The organism is Variovorax paradoxus (assembly GCF_024734665.1).
Classification (GTDB): Bacteria; Pseudomonadota; Gammaproteobacteria; order Burkholderiales; family Burkholderiaceae_C; genus Variovorax.
The window spans coordinates 6,504,207-6,522,317 of record NZ_CP102931.1 but is presented as its reverse complement, the minus strand read 5'-3'; the positions used below and the strand labels follow the sequence as shown (position 1 = coordinate 6,522,317).

At 66.8% G+C, this 18,111-nt stretch carries 17 protein-coding genes; 14 read left to right on the top strand and 3 right to left on the bottom strand.

Annotation, left to right across the window (positions count from 1 at the left end; genetic code table 11):
• Window positions 1–15: 15 nt before the first annotated feature.
• Window positions 16–1,638, bottom strand: a complete 1,623-nt coding sequence (locus NWF24_RS30495) for an AmpG family muropeptide MFS transporter (RefSeq protein WP_258351785.1) — start codon at window positions 1,636–1,638, stop codon at window positions 16–18.
• 60 nt (window positions 1,639–1,698) lie between these two features.
• On the opposite strand from NWF24_RS30495, the gene NWF24_RS30490 reads away from it, so the two are divergent.
• From NWF24_RS30490 to NWF24_RS30425, 14 genes are all read left to right on the top strand, one after another.
• Window positions 1,699–2,562, top strand: a complete 864-nt coding sequence (locus NWF24_RS30490; protein WP_258351784.1) for a M48 family metallopeptidase — start codon at window positions 1,699–1,701, stop codon at window positions 2,560–2,562.
• Between the two features lie 191 nt (window positions 2,563–2,753).
• Entirely contained in the window at window positions 2,754–4,487 is a 1,734-nt protein-coding gene (gene atzF, locus NWF24_RS30485; protein WP_258351783.1) for an allophanate hydrolase, read from the top strand.
• Between the two features lie 12 nt (window positions 4,488–4,499).
• A complete protein-coding gene (locus tag NWF24_RS30480; protein ID WP_258351782.1) occupies window positions 4,500–5,513 on the top strand; it encodes an ABC transporter substrate-binding protein in 1,014 nt (337 codons plus the stop codon).
• 5 nt (window positions 5,514–5,518) lie between these two features.
• On the top strand, window positions 5,519–6,346 hold the full coding sequence (locus NWF24_RS30475) for an ABC transporter permease (RefSeq protein WP_258351781.1): 828 nt from the start codon (window positions 5,519–5,521) through the stop codon (window positions 6,344–6,346).
• Window positions 6,343–7,176, top strand: a complete 834-nt coding sequence (locus NWF24_RS30470; protein WP_258351780.1) for an ABC transporter ATP-binding protein — start codon at window positions 6,343–6,345, stop codon at window positions 7,174–7,176. The genes NWF24_RS30475 and NWF24_RS30470 overlap by 4 nt, the downstream gene beginning before the upstream one ends.
• Entirely contained in the window at window positions 7,173–7,553 is a 381-nt protein-coding gene (hpxZ, locus tag NWF24_RS30465; protein ID WP_258351779.1) for an oxalurate catabolism protein HpxZ, read from the top strand. The genes NWF24_RS30470 and hpxZ overlap by 4 nt, the downstream gene beginning before the upstream one ends.
• Window positions 7,554–7,604: 51 nt before the next feature.
• On the top strand, window positions 7,605–8,729 hold the full coding sequence (locus NWF24_RS30460; protein ID WP_258351778.1) for a BMP family ABC transporter substrate-binding protein: 1,125 nt from the start codon (window positions 7,605–7,607) through the stop codon (window positions 8,727–8,729).
• Between the two features lie 19 nt (window positions 8,730–8,748).
• Window positions 8,749–9,810: an ABC transporter permease gene (locus tag NWF24_RS30455; RefSeq protein ID WP_093076739.1), complete on the top strand. Its 1,062-nt coding sequence runs from the start codon at window positions 8,749–8,751 to the stop codon at window positions 9,808–9,810.
• Window positions 9,807–10,730: an ABC transporter permease gene (locus tag NWF24_RS30450; protein ID WP_093053407.1), complete on the top strand. Its 924-nt coding sequence runs from the start codon at window positions 9,807–9,809 to the stop codon at window positions 10,728–10,730. Before NWF24_RS30455 ends, NWF24_RS30450 begins: the two co-directional genes overlap by 4 nt.
• Before the next feature lie 5 nt (window positions 10,731–10,735).
• On the top strand, window positions 10,736–11,728 hold the full coding sequence (locus NWF24_RS30445; RefSeq protein WP_258351777.1) for a formamidase: 993 nt from the start codon (window positions 10,736–10,738) through the stop codon (window positions 11,726–11,728).
• Between the two features lie 5 nt (window positions 11,729–11,733).
• Window positions 11,734–12,444 carry a biuret amidohydrolase gene (gene biuH, locus NWF24_RS30440; protein WP_093054229.1) on the top strand — a complete coding sequence of 237 codons (711 nt, stop codon included), beginning with the start codon at window positions 11,734–11,736 and terminating at the stop codon, window positions 12,442–12,444.
• 289 nt (window positions 12,445–12,733) lie between these two features.
• On the top strand, window positions 12,734–14,320 hold the full coding sequence (locus NWF24_RS30435; RefSeq protein WP_258351776.1) for an ABC transporter ATP-binding protein: 1,587 nt from the start codon (window positions 12,734–12,736) through the stop codon (window positions 14,318–14,320).
• A gap of 26 nt (window positions 14,321–14,346) precedes the next feature.
• Window positions 14,347–15,024 carry a cysteine hydrolase family protein gene (locus NWF24_RS30430; protein WP_258351775.1) on the top strand — a complete coding sequence of 226 codons (678 nt, stop codon included), beginning with the start codon at window positions 14,347–14,349 and terminating at the stop codon, window positions 15,022–15,024.
• Between the two features lie 29 nt (window positions 15,025–15,053).
• A complete protein-coding gene (locus NWF24_RS30425) occupies window positions 15,054–15,797 on the top strand; it encodes a GntR family transcriptional regulator (protein WP_258351774.1) in 744 nt (247 codons plus the stop codon).
• Between the two features lie 11 nt (window positions 15,798–15,808).
• Here NWF24_RS30425 and NWF24_RS30420 read toward each other — a convergent pair whose 3' ends face one another.
• Window positions 15,809–16,774, bottom strand: coding sequence for a tripartite tricarboxylate transporter substrate binding protein (locus NWF24_RS30420; protein ID WP_258351773.1), 966 nt, complete (start codon window positions 16,772–16,774; stop codon window positions 15,809–15,811).
• A 31-nt stretch (window positions 16,775–16,805) separates the two neighbouring features.
• The gene (locus tag NWF24_RS30415) at window positions 16,806–18,044 is read right to left on the bottom strand and encodes a flavin-dependent oxidoreductase (RefSeq protein WP_258351772.1); all 1,239 of its coding nucleotides are present in this window, start codon (window positions 18,042–18,044) and stop codon (window positions 16,806–16,808) included.
• Window positions 18,045–18,111 lie beyond the last annotated feature (67 nt).

The window sequence follows — 18,111 nt, the reverse complement described above, 5'->3', positions numbered from 1 at the left end:
TATAGGGCCCAGGCCCTATTGACGGTCCGTGGGGCTTGTGATGGCCGTCATTCGCGAGGCCAGCGCCACCAGCACCAGCACCGGCACGCCCAAGAGCGCGGTGGCGACGAAGAAGGTGCTGTAGCCGTAGGCATCGACGAAGACGCCTGAATAACCGGCGATGAACTTCGGCAGCAGCAGCATCAGCGAGCTGAACAAGGCGTACTGCGTGGCCGAATAGCTGATGTTCGTGAGGCTCGACAGGTAGGCGATGAAGGCCGCCGAGGCGATGCCGCCGGCCAGGTTGTCGGCCGAGACCACGGCGATCAGCGCCGTCAGGTCGTGCCCGCGCGAGGCCAGCCAGGCAAACAGCAGGTTGCTGGCCGCGCTGAGCACCGCGCCCAGCATCAGCACCCGCATCACGCCCAGGCGCATCGACAGCACGCCGCCCACGAAGGCGCCCACCAGCGTCATGATCACGCCGTAGATCTTGCTGACCGAGGCCACCTCGTCCTTGGTGAAGCCCATGTCGACGTAGAAGGGGTTGGCCATGATGCCCATCACCACGTCGCTGATGCGGTAGATGGCGATCAGCGAAAGGATCAGCATGGCCTGCCATTTGTAGCGGCGGATGAAGTCGGCGAAGGGCTTGTAGAAGGCGTGAATGAACCAGACGACCAGCGAGAGCGCCCGCTGGGGAATGCGCACGCGCCATTTCATGCGCGCGGCCCATATAACCAGCGCTGCGTAGGCGAGCACGACCGGCGACACAAAGATCAACAGTGCCGTGATGAGAATCACAAAGTGAATCTGGAGCGCCACGGCAGCCGGAACGAGCAGAACGACGGCCAGCGCAAGCATCGCGCCGTAGACGGGAATCCCGGTCGTTGCGATCTGCTCACGCGTAGCGGCCATCTCGGCCGTTTCAATCTGGCGCTCCTTCGGCGCTGGTTCGGGCGACAGCAGCACCGTGATCACGCCCACCGCCATCGAGGCCGCCATCACCAGGTAAGCCGTCTTCCAGGCACCGTTCTGGTACGCCGCCGCGCCCGTGACTGCGGCGGCCGGCGCCACCTCGGCCCAGGCCGCGACCCACAGCACGCCCGCGCCGGCCCAGATCATCGCGAGCCGGTAGCCGGTCTGATAGGCCGCCGCCAGCGCGGCCTGCTTGCGCGTTTCGGCCGATTCGATGCGGAAGGCGTCGAGCGCGATGTCTTGCGTGGCCGAGCCGAAGGCCACCAGCAGAGCGCACCAGATCAGCGGCGTGAGGCCCAGCCTAGGGTCGTTCAGCGCCATGCCTATCAGCCCGGCAATGACCACGCACTGCGCCAGCAGCAGCCAGCCGCGCCGGCGCCCCAGCAGTGTGGTCAGCGGCGGCAGCGGCAGCCGGTCGACCAGCGGCGCCCAGACCCACTTGAAGCCGTAGGCCAGGCCGACCCAGCTCAGGTAGCCGATGGTGGTGCGGTCGATGCCCGCTTCGCGCAGGCGAAAACTCAGGGTGCCGAGCACCAGCAGCAGCGGCAGCCCGGCCGAGAAACCCAGCGCCAGCATGCGCAGGGTGGCGGGTTCCAGGTAGACCTTCAGCGCGTCGCGCCAGGGCGGAGAGGGGGTGGTGGGGGTTTCTGCGGGCGAGGCGGACATGAACCCCGGATTGTCCATGAGTGGCGGGGGACATCGGCCAGGGCCTTTGTCTTCATTTGTTCCTATGATCCGGCTCCTATGTGCACACGCTGCGATCGCCCTGTTTCCGCCACTTCTGCCATTTCTGCCGCTTCCACGTGGAATCCCCGGCGGGCCTTTCTTCTGGCCGCCGCCGGCGCGGCCCTGAGCGCACCGGCATTGGCGCAGGTCGATGTCGGCAATGCATCGGTGGCGCGCAACCTCGTGCCGGCCGACAGGATCGAGGCGGCCGGCGTGCAGCAATACGGCCAATTGCTCGAACAGGCACGCGCCAAGAATGCGCTCGCGGGCGACAGCAACCCGCAACTGCAGCGCCTGCGCGCCATCGCCCAGCGGCTCATTCCTTTCGCCACGCCGTGGAATTCGCGCGCCCGCGACTGGAGGTGGGAGGTCAACCTGATCGGCAGCAAACAGATCAACGCCTTCTGCATGCCCGGCGGCAAGATCGCCTTCTTCACCGGCATCCTCGAACAGCTCAAGCTCACCGACGACGAGGTCGCGATGGTCATGGGCCATGAAATGGCCCATGCGCTGCGCGAGCATGCGCGTGCCCGCATGGCCAAGAGCGCGGGCACGGGCGCGGCGCTCTCCATCGGTGCGCAGTTGCTCGGCTGGGGGCAGGTGGGCGACCTGGCGGCGCGTGCCGGCACGCAGCTCCTCACGCTCAAGTTCAGCCGCAGCGACGAGACCGAGGCCGATCTCGTGGGGCTCGAACTCGCGGCGCGTGCGGGCTATGACCCGAAGGCTTCGGTGTCGCTGTGGCAGAAGATGGCTGCGGCGTCGAAGAACCAGGGCAGCTTGAACTTTCTCTCGACGCACCCGAGCGGGCCGGATCGCATCACCAAGCTTGAGGCGAACCTGCCCAAGGTCGAGAAGCTCTACCGCGACGCGAAGAAGAGCTGACCTGCATGACTCCCTCTCCTCTTGGGGAGAGGGCGGGGTGAGGGCGGCGGCCTCTAGATAAGAGCCGCGCCTCATCGTCCGCACCTGCCCTCACCCCAACCCTCTCCCCGAGGGGAGAGGGGGCCAATCCCCGACACGTTTCCGCTGGCACGCCGCTTGCATCTCAACTTGTACACATGTTTGGATGCCTAATGATGGTGCATGAAGAAAACGGAGAAAGCGGATCGCCCGCCGCCGCCTGGATCGCGAAATTCGCGGCCCCCGTGGCGGACGCAGCGGCTGGCAAGGCCCTGGGCTTTGCCCTGCCGCTCGCCGGACTGAGCTTCGCAGTCAAGGACAACATCGACGTGGCCGGCGCGCCCACCACGGCCGCCTGTCCGGCCTTCGACCGCCTCCCCAAGGCTCACGCAGCCGTGGTGCAGCGCCTGCTCGAAGCCGGTGCATCGCTGGCCGGCAAGACCAACCTCGACCAGTTCGCCTGCGGCCTGAACGGCACGCGCTCGCCGTACGGTGAGGTGCCGAACGCCTTCGACGCGCGATACGTTTCGGGCGGCTCCAGCTCGGGCTCGGCCTATGTGGTGGCGGCCGGCGAGGTCGACTTCGCACTGGGCACCGACACCGCAGGCTCTGGCCGCGTGCCGGCCGGGCTCAACAACATCGTCGGCCTCAAGCCTTCGCGCGGCCTGCTGAGCACCTTCGGCGTGGTTCCCGCGGCGCAGAGCGCAGATTGCGTTTCGATCTTCGCGCGCACTGTCGCCACCGCGGTCGACGTGCTGCTCGCCGCAGTCGGCCACGACGCGCGCGACCCGTACTCGCGCGACCTGGCCCTGAGCCGCAAGCCGCTGCCCGCGCACTTCCGCTTCGGCGTGCCCGACAGGCTGAGCTTCTTCGGCGACGACGCCGCCGAACGGGCGTTCAACGACGCGACCGCGCGCCTGCTGGCCATGGGCGGCTCGCCGGTCACCATTTCCTACGCCCCGCTCGCCGAGGCCGCCGCGCTGCTCTATGAAAGCGCGCTGGTCGCCGAACGCTACGCCGCGGTGCGCGAGTTCTTCGATGCGCACGGCGACGAGGTGATCGAGCCCGTGCGCGGCATCCTCGCGAGCGGCCGCAACTACAGTGCTGCCGACGTGTTCGAGGCCCAGACGCGGCTGCGCGCCATCGCTCAACAGGTCGAGCCGATGTGGCGCGACATCGACGTGCTGCTCGTGCCCACCGCGCCCACGCACTACACCCGCGAGCAGATGCGCGCCGACCCTGTGGTGCTCAACCGCAACCTCGGCGCGTACACCAACTTCGTCAACCTGCTCGACTACGCCGCGCTCTCCGTGCCCAGCAGCCTCCGCCCGGACGGCCTGCCCTTCGGCATCACGCTGATCGGCCCCTGCGGCAGCGACCTCGCGCTGGCCGACCTGGGCCAGCGCTACCACCACGCCACCGGGCTCGCGCAAGGCGCGACCGGCGTGCCGCTGCCCGAGCCGCGCGCCATTCCCGGCCTCGCCGCGCCGGACGCCGGCACCCTGCCCATCGCCGTGGTCGGTGCGCATCTCTCGGGCATGCCGCTCAACGCCCAGCTCACCGAGCGCGGCGCCAAGTTGCTGCGTGCCACCACGACCTCGCCCTTCTATCGCCTCTACGCGTTGCCGGGAACCGTGCCGCCCAAGCCCGGCCTGCAGCGTGTGGTCGAAGGCAATGAAGGCGCCGCCATCGCGCTCGAAGTGTGGGCCGTGCCACTGGCGCAGGTCGGCAGCTTTCTCTCCCTCATTCCACCGCCCCTGGGCCTCGGCAGCGTCGAGCTGGCCGATGGCAGCTGGGTGAAAGGCTTCATCTGCGAGGGCCATGCACTGGCCGGCGCGCAGGACGTGACCCATCACGGCGGCTGGCGCGCATACGTCGCGAACCGCGCGACCCCGAGTTCCAACTGATCAGGAGTTCCGATGAGCACCCAAGACAAACCTCCCGCATCAAGCAGCAGTAGTAGCCGCCGACAGCTGCTGCAGGCCGGCGCCGCAGGCCTGGCCGTGCTGGCCGCGCCAGCCATCGTGCGTGCGCAGGGCGCGGTGAAGCTGCGCATCGGATTCTGGCCCGTGGCCGCCGGTCTGCCATTCTTCGCCGCGGTCGACAAGGGCTACTTCAAGGAAGCTGGCCTCGAGGTGGAGCCACTCAAGTTCGCCGGCGCGCAGCAGGTGATGGAAGGCATGCTCGCCGGCCGCTGCGACGGCAGCGCCAACGGCACCGGCTCGGCCAACCTTGCCATCGGCGAGATCGCGCAGCCGGGTCTCTTCAAGATCTTCTGCACCAATCCGAGCAACGCGAAATACGTGCTCGACGAATTCATCGTCGCCAAGGACAGCCCCATCAAGACCATGGCCGAGCTGGCCGGCAAGAAGGTCGCCTCGGGGCCCGGCATCCAGAACGTCACTCTGTGCAAGACCATGCTGGAACGCGCGGGCGCCAAGGGCGCGACCGTGAGCGAACTGCCCATCGGCCAGCACGTGGCCGCACTGGTCGCGGGCCAGGTCGACGCCTGCTACACGCTGGAGCCCACCGGCACCGTCGGCCGCATGAACGGCACCACGCGCGTCATCGAGGCCGGCGTGGTTGCCAAGTACATCCTCGGCGACCCGATGGCGCCCTGGCACGGCGGCGCAGCCAGCCTGACCACCGAGTTCATCAAGAAGAACCCCGAGATCTCGAAGAAGTACATCGCCGCCTATGCGCGCGGCGTGGAACTGGTGCGCACCAAGCCAGACGAAGCCCGCCAGTTCATGAAGGGCTACACCGCCATCGAAGGCAAGCTCACGGCCGAAGTGCCGCTCGCGTCGTACATGCTCTACAACGAGTTCAAGCCCAGCGACGTCGCGTACTTCCAGAAGTTCTACGACCTGTTCACCGACAAAGGCATCTTCGAGAAGAAGGTCGTGGTGGACACGCTTCTCTACAAGGCCTGAAGACCATGGCCGAAGCAAGCACGACCACGGCCGCGCCGTGGACCCCGCCGGCCAGTGCTGCTACTGCGGCGCCCAAGCCGCCGCTGCGCGACCGCATGCTGCCCTTCATCGGCCCGGTGGTGCTGTTCATCGCGTGGGACCTGGTGGTGCGGCTCGGCTTCATCAAGCCGATCTTGCTGCCCACGCCCGCCGACACCATCGCCGCGCTCATCACCGGCCTGGCTGGTGGCCCGCTGCTCACCGACTTCGCCATGACCGTGTGGCGCACTGTGCAGGCCTTCGTCATCGCGGCGGCCATCGGCGTGCCGCTGGGCGTGCTGCTCGGCAGCAACGAGAAGGCGTACCGCAGCGTGGAGTTTCTGATCGACTTCTTCCGCTCCACGCCGTCGTCCGCGCTCATTCCGCTGTTTCTGCTGATCTTCGGCGTGAGCGACGTCAACAAGGTGGCCATTGCGGCATTCGGCGCGCTGCTCATCGTGGTGTTCAACAGCGCCTACGGCGTCATCAATGCACGCAAGCAGCGAGTGATGGCCGCGCGCGTCATGGGCGCCTCGCGCTGGCAGGTCTTCAAGGACGTGCTGATCTGGGAAAGCCTGCAGCCCAGCTTCGTGGGCCTGCGCTCCGCGGTGTCGATGGCGCTGGTGATCGTCATCGTGGCCGAGATGTTCATCGGCTCCGACACGGGGCTCGGCCACCGCATCATCGATGCGCAGCAGGTGCTCAACGTGAAGAGCATGTACGCGGCCATTCTTGCGGCCGGTGCGCTGGGCTATGTGCTCAACATCCTCTTCCTCATCGCCGAACGCCGCATCGTGCACTGGAGCGGAAGATGAAAGTCACGCAAGACATCGTCGTCAACGGCCTGGTGTACGCCGACGTGCCCAAGCCGGCCTTCAAGCCCGGCCCGGCTGGCACGCACATCACCATCCGCGGCCTCACCAAGTACTTCGCGGGCTGGCCGCTCTACGAGAACTTCGACCTCGACATTCCGAAGCACGCCATCGTCTCGGTGTTCGGGCCCAACGGCTGCGGCAAGTCCACGCTCATCAACATGATCGCGGGGCTCATTCCCATCGACTCAGGCGAGATCCTGTTCGACGGCAAGCAGCGCAAGGACACCAAGATCGGCTACGTGTTCCAGAACTACCGCGAGGCAATGTTCCCGTGGATGCGCACCATCGACAACATCGCCTATCCGCTGAAGCTCGAAGGGCGCAGCAAGGCCGAGGTCGACCGGCGCATGGAAGAGCTGGTGGCCTCCTTCGACGTGAAGTTCGACTTGAAGCGCTTTCCGTACGAACTCTCGGGCGGCCAGCAGCAGACCGCGTCGATCATGCGTGCGCTCGCGCCCAACCCCGAGGTGCTGTTTCTCGACGAACCTTTCTCGGCGCTCGACTTCGAGATGACGCTTTTCATCCGCGAGAAGCTGCAGGAGGTGTTCATGCAGACCGGCACCACCATGCTGCTGGTGTCGCACGACCTCGAAGAGGCGGTGTACCTCGCCGACGAGGTGCTGCTGCTGACCAAGCGGCCCACCAAGGTCGCCGAGATCCTGCGCTACGGCGATGCGCGCCCGCGCACCGTCGAGACGCTGAGCACCGAAAGCTTCGTCGCCATGAAGAAGCTCAGCCTCGACATCTTCCAGCGGGAGGTTCGCCGGTGACGCCAGAAATCAATATCCCCGAAGTGCTCGCTGAAGTGAACGCAGTGTTCGCGCGCTACGAGGCGGCGCTGGTCGGCAACGACCGCGCGGTGCTCGACGAGCTCTTCTGGAACAGCCCGCACACGTTGCGCTACGGCTTCTCCGAGAACCACTACGGCCACGCAGACATCAGCGCCTTCCGCGCATCGCTGCCCCAGCAGAGCCCGCCCCGCGAACTGCTGCGCACCGTCATCACCACCTACGGCCGCGACTTTGCGACCGCCAACGTCGAGTTCCGCCGCGAAGGCAGCCGCCAGACCGGCCGCCAGAGCCAGACCTGGCTGCGCACGGCCGAAGGCTGGCGCGTAGTCGCCGCCCACGTGAGCCTGCTCGGCTGACCCGCGGGCACATTCTTTGCACCCACCTCAAATCCAAGACCGGAGTACGTCATGACCAGCCAATTCAATCGCCGCGATTCCCTCAAGACCCTGGCCGCGCTTGGCGCAGCAGGCAGCCTCGGAAGCTGGAGCGCCCTTGCCAGCGCGCAGGCCAAGCCCAAGCCGCTCACCGTGGGCGTGATCTACGTCGGCGCGCGCGACGACTACGGCTACAACCAGGCGCATGCCATGGCCGCCGCCGAGATCAAGAAGCTGCCCGGCATCAAGGTGGTGGAAGAAGAGAACGTGCCCGAAACCGCCGCCGTGCAGAAGACCATGGGCGGCATGATTTCGCAGGACGGCGCCAAGCTGCTGTTTCCCACCTCGTTCGGCTACTTCGACCCGCACATCCTCGCGGTCGCGCCCAAGAACCCCGACGTGCGCTTCTCGCACTGTGGCGGCCTCTGGACCGAAGGCAAGCACCCCAAGAACGTCGGCAGCTTCTTCGGCTACATCGACGAGTGCCAGTTCCTGAACGGCGTGATCGCCGCGCACATGACGAAGAGCAACAAGATCGCCTTCGTCGCCGCCAAGCCCATTCCGCAGGTGCTGCGCAACATCAACGCCTTTACGCTCGGCGCGCGCTCGGTCAAGCCGAACATCACCTGCAGCGTGATCTTCACGGGCGACTGGTCGATGGCGGTGAAAGAAGCCGAAGCCACCAACAGCCTGGCCGACCAGGGCTGCGACGTGTTCACCATGCACGTGGACGGCCCCAAGGTAGTGGTCGAGACCGCAGCCAAGCGCGGAAAGATGGTCTGCGGCTACCACGCGAGCCAGGCCAAGCTCGCGCCCAATGCATACCTGACGGGCGCCGAGTGGAACTGGCTCACCGCCTACAAGACCGCCATCGAAGCCGCGCAAACCGGCAAGCCGCATCCCAACTTCCTGCGCGGAGGTTTGAAGGAGGGCTACGTGAAGATGTCGGCCTATGGCCCCATGGTGCCGGACGCCGCGAAGAAGCAGGCCGACGACATCAAGGCGAAGATGATCGCGGGCACTTTCGACATCTTCAAGGACGGCATCAAGGACAACAAGGGCGCGGTCGTGGTGCCGGCCGGCAAGGTGCTCAAGCAGACCGACCTGGAGCTCGAGAAGATGAACTACCTCGTCGAGGGTGTGGTCGGCTCCGTCTGATCGATCCCGCACTACCGAAATGCGCCACGCGCTCAAGGAATTCGCACTGCCGGTGTTCGCCATCGCGGCGGCGCTGCTGGTGTTCGGCCTGCTGGTGGCCTTCGCGGGTGTCGACCCGGTGGAGGTCTGGGCCACGCTGTTCAAGGGCGCGTTCGGCGACTGGTTCTCGTGGCAGAACACGCTGCAACGCGCCGCACCGCTGATGCTCACGGCCCTGTGCGTGGCGCTGCCCGCGCGCGCGGGGCTCATCATCATCGGTGGCGAAGGCGCGCTGGTGCTGGGCGGGCTCGCCTGCGCGGCGCTGGCGCATGCGGTGCCGCTGCCCGGCAATGTCATCGGCACGGTGATCGTGTGCATCGCCGGAGCAATCGCCGGTGCGGTGTGGATCGTGCTCGCGGGCTGGCTGCGGCAGTTTCGTGGCATCAACGAAACCATCAGCAGCCTGCTGCTGGCCTACATCGCCATCGGCATCTTCAAGCACCTGGTCGAAGGGCCGCTGCGCGACCCGGCGAGCCTGAACAAGCCGTCGACCTATGCATTGAACGACGGGATGCTGATCGGCGGCATCGGCGGTTCCGACGTGCACTGGGGCCTGGTGATCGGCGTCGTGGCCTGCCTGGGGCTCGGCTGGTGGCTGCGCGCCACGGCTTCGGGCTTCTCGGTGCGCGTGGTGGGCGGCAATCCGCGCACCGCGCAGCTCGTGGGGCTGCCGGCCACGCGGCTCATTCTTTCGGCCTGCGGACTCGGCGGTGCGTGCGCGGGGCTTGCGGGTGCGGTCGAGGTGGCGGCGGTGCACACCAATGCCAACGCCTCGCTGATCGCGGGGTATGGCTACGCGGGCATCCTCGTGTCCTTCATCGCACGGCACAACCCGGTGGCCATCGTGCCGGTGGCGATCCTGTTCGGCGGCTTCGGCGCGGCGGGCAGTTTGCTGCAGCGGCGGCTGGGCTTGCCCGATGCGTCGGTGCTGGTGCTGCAGGGCATCGCCTTCGTGCTGATTCTTGCGAGCGAGGGCCTGCGCACGGTCAACTGGAAGAAGTTCGGCGACCGCATGCTGCCCGAAGCCAGGAGCTACACATGACGGCTGACCAATGGATCGCGCTGGTCGCTGGCATCGTCGGTGGCGCGCTGCGCGTCGGCGCTCCATTCCTGTTCGTGAGCCTGGGTGAATGCCTCACAGAGAAATCGGGGCGCATCAACCTCGGTCTCGAAGGCGTGCTGGTGCTGTCGGCCATGGCGGCCTTCGGCGGTGCGTACCTTACCGACTCCGCATGGCTCGGCGTGCTGATCGGCGCGGTGGCCGGTGCAGCGCTTGCGCTGCTGCACGGCCTGCTGTGCTCGCTCGACCGCGTGAACGACGTGGCGACCGGCATCGCGTTGATGCTGCTCGGCACGGGGCTCGCGTTCTATCTGGGCAAGCCGCTCATTCAACCGCAGGCGCCGCAGATTCCTGCGATTCCTCTGGGCTTCTGGAGCGACAACACTGTCGTGCGCTCGGCGCTGCAGCTCAACGCGCTGGTGCCCATCGGCGTGGCGCTCGCGGTGCTTCTGTGGTGGGGCTTCGCGCGCACGCGCGCCGGGCTGCTGGTGCGCATGGCGGGTGACTCGGCGCAGGCCACGCGAGCGCTCGGCTACTCGGTCTCGGGCCTGCGCATCGCGGCCACCACGGCGGGCGGTTTCATCGCCGGGCTCGGTGGTGCGTCGCTCACGCTGTTCTATCCGGGCAGCTGGAACGAAGGCATCTCCAGCGGCCAGGGCCTGATCGCCGTGGCGCTCGTCATCTTCGCGCGCTGGAGCCCGCTGCGCTGCGTGGGCGCGGCACTGCTCTTCGGTGGCGCGGGCGCCATCGGCCCGGCACTGCAGTCCATCGGCATCGGCTGGGGCTATCACCTCTTCAACACCGTGCCGTATGTGCTCACGCTGGTGATTTTGGTGTTCACCTGCAAGCCGGGCAGCGCGGCAGTCGGCAGCCCCGGTGAACTCTCGTCGACAAGGAGCTGAATGTCATGAGCGGTCTCGGAGGCCTCAACAAATCGGCGCACGGCGTTGTCGTCGGTCTGGTGCAATTGCAACTGCCGAGCGTGAAGACGCCGGCCGACCTCGCCGCACAGGCGCAGCGCATCTGCGAGATGGTGGGCAAGGCCCGCCGCAACCAGTCGACCATGGACCTCGTGGTGTTCCCGGAATACGCGCTGCACGGACTCTCGATGGACACCAACCCCGAGATCATGTGCACGCTCGACGGCCCCGAAGTGGCCGCCTTCAGGAATGCCTGCATCGAACACCGCATCTGGGGCTGCTTCTCCATCATGGAAGCCAACCCCGGCGGCAATCCCTACAACAGCGGCCTGATTATCGACGACCACGGCAAGATCAGGCTCTACTACCGCAAGCTGCACCCGTGGGTTCCGGTCGAGCCTTGGGAGCCTGGCAACCTGGGCATTCCGGTGTGCGACGGACCCAACGGCAGCAAGCTGTCGCTCATCATCTGCCACGACGGCATGTTCCCCGAGATGGCCCGCGAGGCCGCATACAAGGGCGCGGACATCATCCTGCGCACGGCCGGCTACACCGCGCCCATCCGCCATGCGTGGAAGATCACCAACCAGGCCAACGCTTTCTGCAACCTCGCCTACACCGCGAGCGTGTGCCTGTGCGGCAGCGACGGCAGCTTCGACTCGATGGGCGAGGGCATGTTCTGCAACTTCGACGGCACGGTGCTGGTCGAGGGCGGTGGCCGCGTCGACGAGATCATCACAGCCGAGCTGCGCCCCGACCTCGTGCGCGAGGCCCGCACCGGCTGGGGTGTGGAGAACAACATCTACCAGCTCTATCACCGCGGGTACGTGGCGGTGAAGGGCGGCGCGCAGGACTGCCCCTACACCTACATGCACGACATGGCGGCCGGCACCTACAGGCTGCCGTGGAGCGCCGAGGTGAAGGTGACCGACGGCACGAGTTGCGGCTTTGCGCCGCCGCAACGCAACTACGCAGGATGACGACCATGACCACCACCATCGCCAACACCACCGAACGCCACGTCGCAGCCGAGCCCTATGCCTGGCCCTACAACGGCGCGCTGCGGCCTGACAACACCGCGCTCATCGTCATCGACATGCAGACCGACTTCTGCGGCAAGGGCGGGTATGTCGATGTAATGGGCTACGACCTGTCGCTGGTGCAGGCGCCGATCAAGCCGATCGCGCGTACGTTGGCGGTGCTACGGCCGTTGGGCTATCACATCATCCACACGAGAGAGGGCCATCGGCCCGACCTGGGCGACCTACCGGCCAACAAGCGCTGGCGTTCGCGGCAGATCGGCGCGAATGGCGTGGGCATCGGCGACGACGGGCCGTGTGGACGCATCCTGGTGCGCGGCGAGCCGGGCTGGGAAATCATTCCCGAGCTGGCGCCGCTGCCGGGTGAGATCGTGATCGACAAACCCGGAAAGGGGTCGTTCTACGCGACCGATCTTGAACTGATCCTGCGTACGCGCGGCATCGAGAACATCATCCTTGCGGGCATCACGACTGATGTTTGCGTGCACACCACGATGCGCGACGCTAACGACCGCGGCTTTGAATGCTTGCTGCTGTCGGATTGCACGGCGGCGACGGACTACGGCAACCACCTCGCTGCGCTGAAGATGATCACTATGCAGGGCGGCGTGTTCGGGGCGCATGCCACCTCGCAGGCTTTGCTGGCGGTTGTATGAAGCTGCTTTGTTCGGGGTGCGATCACGCCGACGGGGTACCTTGCTCCGCGAATGTCCCCCGGCCTGCGGCCTCCTCCTTTATTTCGCTGCGCAAGGCACCCCATCGGCGTGATCGATGGACGCAGCGCTTGTGCGGCCGGCATAACGACTGTGCTCATGTGCGAATGGCACCGGGTGCTCCCCGCAGCGAAATAAAGGAGGAGCCGAAGGCGGGGGACATTCGCGGAGGGGAGTACCCGGTGTCATTCGCACGCACCCCGAACACGCACCCAAGGGATGGCAAACGAACATGAGCGCCACATCACCCCACGCCATAGGCGGCCTCCCCGCAGGCACCGGCGCGCTCGCGCTCGACACCTACGAACTCACCAAGCGCTTCGGAGCCTTCACCGCCATGGACCGCGTGACCATGCGCGTCGAGCCCGGTACGGTGCATGCGCTGCTCGGCGAGAACGGCGCGGGCAAGAGCACGCTGGTGAAGTGCGTAGCGGGCTTCCAGCGCGCGGAGGAGGGCAGCATCCTGATCGACGGGCGCGAGCAGGACATCGCCAACCCCATCGTGGCGCGCGCGCTGGGCATCGGCATGGTCTACCAGCACTTCACGCTGGCACCGGGCATGACGGTGGCGGAGAACCTGTTGCTCGCGGGCGGCAAGACGCCGGCGCTGATCGATTGGAAAACGAAGCGCGCGGAGCTGAAAGACTTTCTTGCGACCACGCCGTTCAGCCTCGACCTTGATGTGCGCCCCTCCGAGCTTGCGGCTGGCGAGAAGCAGAAGCTCGAACTGCTCAAGCAGCTGTATTTGAAGCCGCGCCTGCTGATCCTCGACGAGCCGACCTCGGTGCTCACGCCGCAGGAGGCCGACGAGGTGCTGGGCCATGTGCGCGAGTTCGCGCGCAGCGGGCTGTGCACGGTGCTCATCATCACGCACAAGTTTCGCGAGGTGATGGCGTATGCCGACAGCGTAACGGTGCTGCGGCGGGGCAAGGCGGTGCATCACTGCCGCGTGGCGGGCACGAGCCCGGCGCAACTGGCGCAGGCCATGATGGGTGGCGAGCAGGCGTCGGCATCGGCTCCTGTTGCCAGAAAACCAGTGCCTGCCAACGCGCCGGTTGCATTGAAGGTCGAAGGACTCAAGGCGCAAGGCGATCGCGGCACGCTGGCCTTGCACGACCTGAGCCTGTCCGTGCGCGCAGGAGAAATCCTCGGCGTGGCCGGTGTCTCCGGTAATGGGCAGCGCGAACTTGTAGAGGCCCTTGTCGGCCAGCGTCCGCGCCTTGCGGGCAAGGTCACGGTAATGGGCCAGCCCTACGGTGCGCACCGCGCCGAGAACCGCAAGCTCAAGGTCCGCAGCCTTCCGGAAGAGCCGCTGCGCAACGCCTGCGTTGGCGACCTCAGCGTTGCAGAGAACATGGCGCTGCGTGATTTTGATCAACCGCCCTTGTCGCGCGGCGGTGTGCTGAGCTTTCCGTATTGGCGCAGCCGGGCGCGGGAATGGATCGCCGAATATGGCGTGAAGACGCAGGGCGAGGGCGCGCCGATCCGCAGCCTTTCGGGCGGCAACGTGCAGCGCGCGGTGCTGGCGCGGGAGCTGGCCGGTGACATCAACGTGCTGATCGCAGCGAACCCTGTGTTCGGGCTCGACTTCGCTGCCGTCGCCGAAATCCACTCACGCATCGTGCAGGTGCGCGAGAAGGGCGGAGCAGTTCTGTTGATCAGCGAAGACCTCGACGAACTGCTCGAACTGGCGGACCGCATCGTCGTGATGAGCGAAGGGCAGATCGTTTTCGAGACTTCGGCGGCTGGTGCGGAAAGACACGTGATCGGAGCGCACATGGGCGGTGGGCATCACGAGCCGTTGAAGGCTGCGGCATGAACGCATCGGAACCAGCGAGCAAAAGCATGCGCATAGAACAAGCCAACCCATTTCCCTACGAGTTCGACGTAGCAAAGACCGCGCTAGTCCTCATCGACATGCAGCGTGACTTCATCGAGCCCGGTGGCTTCGGCGAAACGCTGGGCAACGATGTCTCGCTGCTCGAAGCCATCGTCCCTGCAACGAAAGAAGCACTGCGGGCGTGGAGACAGGCCGGTGGCCTCGTAGTGCACACAAGGGAAGCACACGCCGCCGACCTCAGCGACTGCCCGCCCGCCAAGCGAAACCGCGGCAACCCCACGCTGCGCATCGGAGACGAGGGCCCCATGGGCCGCATCCTCGTGGCCGGCGAGCCCGGCAACCAGATCATCGAAGCGCTTGCCCCCCTCGACGGCGAGATCGTCATCGACAAGCCCGGCAAGGGCGCGTTCTACGCCACCGGCTTGCACGAACTGCTGCAGCAGCGCGGCATCACCCATCTGCTGTTCGGCGGCGTCACGACCGAGGTCTGCGTGCAGACCAGCATGCGCGAAGCCAACGACCGTGGCTACGACAGCCTGCTGCTCGAAGACTGCACCGAAAGCTATTTCCCGGCATTCAAGGCGGCCACGCTCGACATGGTCCGTGCACAAGGCGCCATCGTCGGCTGGACCGCACCAAGCGCAGCACTGCTTGCAGCGCTGAACAGCAGTCCTTCTTCTTGATGCCGACGCCAGCGACTACCATCCCACACGTGTCTACTGTTCGAACCCGCCCCGAAACTCCCGCTACCGCCACCGATACGGCCGTTTTCCGTACCCGGGCCGACGAGGTCTACGCGCAGCTCAAGCGCGACGTGGCCGATTTCATCCTCGTGCCCGGCGACCGTTTCACCGAAGGCGAGATCAGCGACCGGCTCGGCGTATCGCGCACGCCGGTGCGGCAGGCGCTGTTCCGGCTGCAGCAGGAAGGCTTCGTCGAAGTGCTGTTCCGCAGCGGCTGGCGCGTGCTGCCCTTCGACTTCGACCAGTTCGAGCAGCTCTACGACCTGCGCATGGTGCTGGAGACCACCGCCGTGCACCGGCTGTGCGAGACCGACCGCCACATCGACCGCGGCCTGCTCGACACGCTGGCCGGCATCTGGCTGGTGCCCGCGGCGCAGCGCAGCAGCGACATGGCGCAGGTGGCGCAGTGGGACGAAGCCTTTCATTGTTCGCTCGTGGCGGCCGCCGGCAACGCCGAGATGGCACGCGTGCACGGCGACGTGACCGACCGCATCCGCATCATCCGCCGGCTCGACTTCACCAAGCAGCCGCGCATCGACGCCACCTACGACGAGCACGCGAAGATTCTGAAGGCCGTGCGCGCCAATCGCGGCGACCAGGCCGCGATGCTGCTGCGCGCGCACATCGAGACCAGCCAGGCCGAGGTGCGCAAGATCACGCTGCACCAGGTGCATCTGGCGCGGCACGCGGGGAAGGCCTCGGCGCCGCGCTGAAGCTGTCTGCTTCAGTCCACGGTGATATTGCCGCGCTTGACCACGGCAGCCCATCGATCGGCATCCTTCTTCATCAGCGTGCCGAATTCGGCTGGCGTCGAGCTCGCCGGCACCATGCCCTGCGATTCGAACGACTTCGCCACTTCAGGCTGCTTGAGCACCGCCGCGATCTCCTTGTTGAGCCGCGCCACCACGTCAGGCGGCGTGCCCTTGGGCGCGAGCACGCCGTACCACATGTCCACGTTGTCGGCGGTCACGCCGGCCTCGGCCAGCGTCGGCACGTCAGGCAGTTGCGGCAGGCGCTTGCCGCTGCCGGTGGCAATGGCCTTGAGCTTGCCGACCTGGATGTGCTGCAGCGCCACGTGCACCGGCAAAAACATGTAGTCGATGCGCCCGCCCAGCAGGTCGGTCACCGCGCCGGCCGTGCCCTTGTACGGCACGTGCAGCATCTCGGTGCCCGTGCCCTGCATGAACAGCGCCATCGACAGGTGGTGCGGCGTGCCGACGCCCGGCGTGGCATAGGTCAGCTTGCCGGGCGCTGCCTTGGCCGCGCTCACCATCTGCGACACGGTCGTCGCCTTCTGCACGTTCGGGTTCGTCACCAGCAGCAGCGTGCCCCACGAGGTGAGCGACACCGGCGCGAAGTCGGCCACCGGGTCGTAGCTCAGCGAGCGATAAAGGCTGCGGTTCATCACCAGCGTGTTGACCTGCACCATCAGCGTGTAGCCGTCGGGCTTGGCGCGCGCCACGCGTTCGCTGCCGATGTTGCCGCTGGCGCCGGCCACGTTCTCGACGATCACCGGCTGGCCCAGCAGGGCGGGCAGGCGGGCCGAGAGCTGGCGCGCCACCAGGTCGATGCCGGTGCCGGGCGTGTAGGGCACCACCAGCGTGATCGGCTGGTCGGGCCAGGCACAGGCGGCGGTGGCGCCTGCTGCGAAGAGCAGGGAGGCAAGTGTCTTTTTGATAAGCGAACGCATGGTCGTGTCTCCGTGTTCTTTTCAGTGATGCTCAAAGGTAGGAAGCGCGCGCCTTCAGCGCCACCGGGTCGTAGCCGGCCACGCGCTTGTAGTTGTCCGAGATGGCCTGCAGCTCGGCGACGGGCACGACGTCTTCGATGTTCTGGAAGCGCTTGCCGCCCGAGCGTTCGAACACTTCACGCAGGATCGCGTCGGGCGGGTTGCTGCGGTTGGTCAGCACCACGCTCGTGGTGGCCTTGACGCGCACGCGGTCGTAGTCCTCCAGCGCGGCGGTGCCTACGCCCAGGTCCTTCAGCGCGCCGGCCAGGAAGCGCGCATCGATGATCGCCTGCCCGGCGCCGTTGGAGCCGCGCGGCACCATGGGGTGCGCCGCGTCGCCCAGCAGCGTGAGGCGGCCGTGCGTCCAGCGCGGCAGCGGATCCTGGTCGACCATCGGGTACTCGAGGATGGTGTCCGACGCGAGGATCAGCGCGGGCACGTCGAGCCAGTCGAAGTGCCAGTCGGCAAACGCAGGCAGGAAGTCTTCGAGCCGGCCCGCGCGGCTCCAGTCGCGCAGCGCGGGCTGCGGTGCGTGGATCTCGGCGACCCAGTTCACGAGCTGATTGCCCTCGGCGTCGATGTCGTTGCGGATCGGGTAGATCACCATCTTGCCGACCGCGAGCCAGCCCGCGCGCACCATGCTGCCGCCCGAGAGAAAGGGTTTCCAGCGCGCGGTGCCGCGCCACATGTTCACGCCCGAGTAGCGCGGCGCGCCTTCATCCGGATACAGCTGCTTGCGCAGCGCCGAGTGGATGCCGTCGCAGCCGACCGCGATCGCGCCGCGCACCGAAGGCGCATCGGCAAAGTGCACGGTGACGCCCCCGGCGTCCTGTGTCACGCCCGTGCAGCGGCGGCCGCACACCACGCTGTCGGGGCCGAGGCGCTTCAGCGTCTCCTCGTACAGCACCGTCTGCAGGTCGCCGCGGTGGATGGAGAACTGCGGCCAGTCGTAGCCCGCGTGCTGGCCGGCGGCCTCGCGGAAGATCAGCTGGCCGTGCTCGGTGAAGAACACGGCCTCCTGCGTGCGCACGCCCACCTTGTCGAGGGCGTCCAGCAGCCCTAGTTCGGTGAGTTCGCGCACCGCGTGCGGCAGCAGGTTGATGCCTACGCCCAGCGGCTTCAGCTCGGGCACGGCCTCGTAAACGCGGCAGGGAATGCCGGCCTGGTGCAGGCTCAGCGCCAGGGTCAGGCCGCCGATGCCGGCGCCCAGGATGATGACTTCGTTGCTCATGGATGGTCGGTCGTTGCGTTCGGTTTTGTCTCGGGCCGCATTAGGAACGCAAGCTGGTCATTTGGGA

What these genes read in the sequence shown, in the direction of transcription:
- NWF24_RS30495 (WP_258351785.1), bottom strand. Translation starts at nt 1,638, where the DNA reads ATGGACAATCCGGGGTTCATGTCCGCCTCGCCCGCAGAAACCCCCACC.
- NWF24_RS30455 (WP_093076739.1), top strand. Translation starts at nt 8,749, where the DNA reads ATGCGCCACGCGCTCAAGGAATTCGCACTGCCGGTGTTCGCCATCGCG.
- NWF24_RS30445 (WP_258351777.1), top strand. Translation starts at nt 10,736, where the DNA reads ATGAGCGGTCTCGGAGGCCTCAACAAATCGGCGCACGGCGTTGTCGTC.
- NWF24_RS30450 (WP_093053407.1), top strand. Translation starts at nt 9,807, where the DNA reads ATGACGGCTGACCAATGGATCGCGCTGGTCGCTGGCATCGTCGGTGGC.
- NWF24_RS30480 (WP_258351782.1), top strand. Translation starts at nt 4,500, where the DNA reads ATGAGCACCCAAGACAAACCTCCCGCATCAAGCAGCAGTAGTAGCCGC.
- NWF24_RS30420 (WP_258351773.1), bottom strand. Translation starts at nt 16,774, where the DNA reads ATGCGTTCGCTTATCAAAAAGACACTTGCCTCCCTGCTCTTCGCAGCA.
- NWF24_RS30415 (WP_258351772.1), bottom strand. Translation starts at nt 18,044, where the DNA reads ATGAGCAACGAAGTCATCATCCTGGGCGCCGGCATCGGCGGCCTGACC.
- NWF24_RS30435 (WP_258351776.1), top strand. Translation starts at nt 12,734, where the DNA reads ATGAGCGCCACATCACCCCACGCCATAGGCGGCCTCCCCGCAGGCACC.
- biuH (WP_093054229.1), top strand. Translation starts at nt 11,734, where the DNA reads ATGACCACCACCATCGCCAACACCACCGAACGCCACGTCGCAGCCGAG.
- atzF (WP_258351783.1), top strand. Translation starts at nt 2,754, where the DNA reads ATGATGGTGCATGAAGAAAACGGAGAAAGCGGATCGCCCGCCGCCGCC.
- NWF24_RS30490 (WP_258351784.1), top strand. Translation starts at nt 1,699, where the DNA reads ATGTGCACACGCTGCGATCGCCCTGTTTCCGCCACTTCTGCCATTTCT.
- NWF24_RS30470 (WP_258351780.1), top strand. Translation starts at nt 6,343, where the DNA reads ATGAAAGTCACGCAAGACATCGTCGTCAACGGCCTGGTGTACGCCGAC.
- NWF24_RS30430 (WP_258351775.1), top strand. Translation starts at nt 14,347, where the DNA reads ATGCGCATAGAACAAGCCAACCCATTTCCCTACGAGTTCGACGTAGCA.
- NWF24_RS30475 (WP_258351781.1), top strand. Translation starts at nt 5,519, where the DNA reads ATGGCCGAAGCAAGCACGACCACGGCCGCGCCGTGGACCCCGCCGGCC.
- NWF24_RS30460 (WP_258351778.1), top strand. Translation starts at nt 7,605, where the DNA reads ATGACCAGCCAATTCAATCGCCGCGATTCCCTCAAGACCCTGGCCGCG.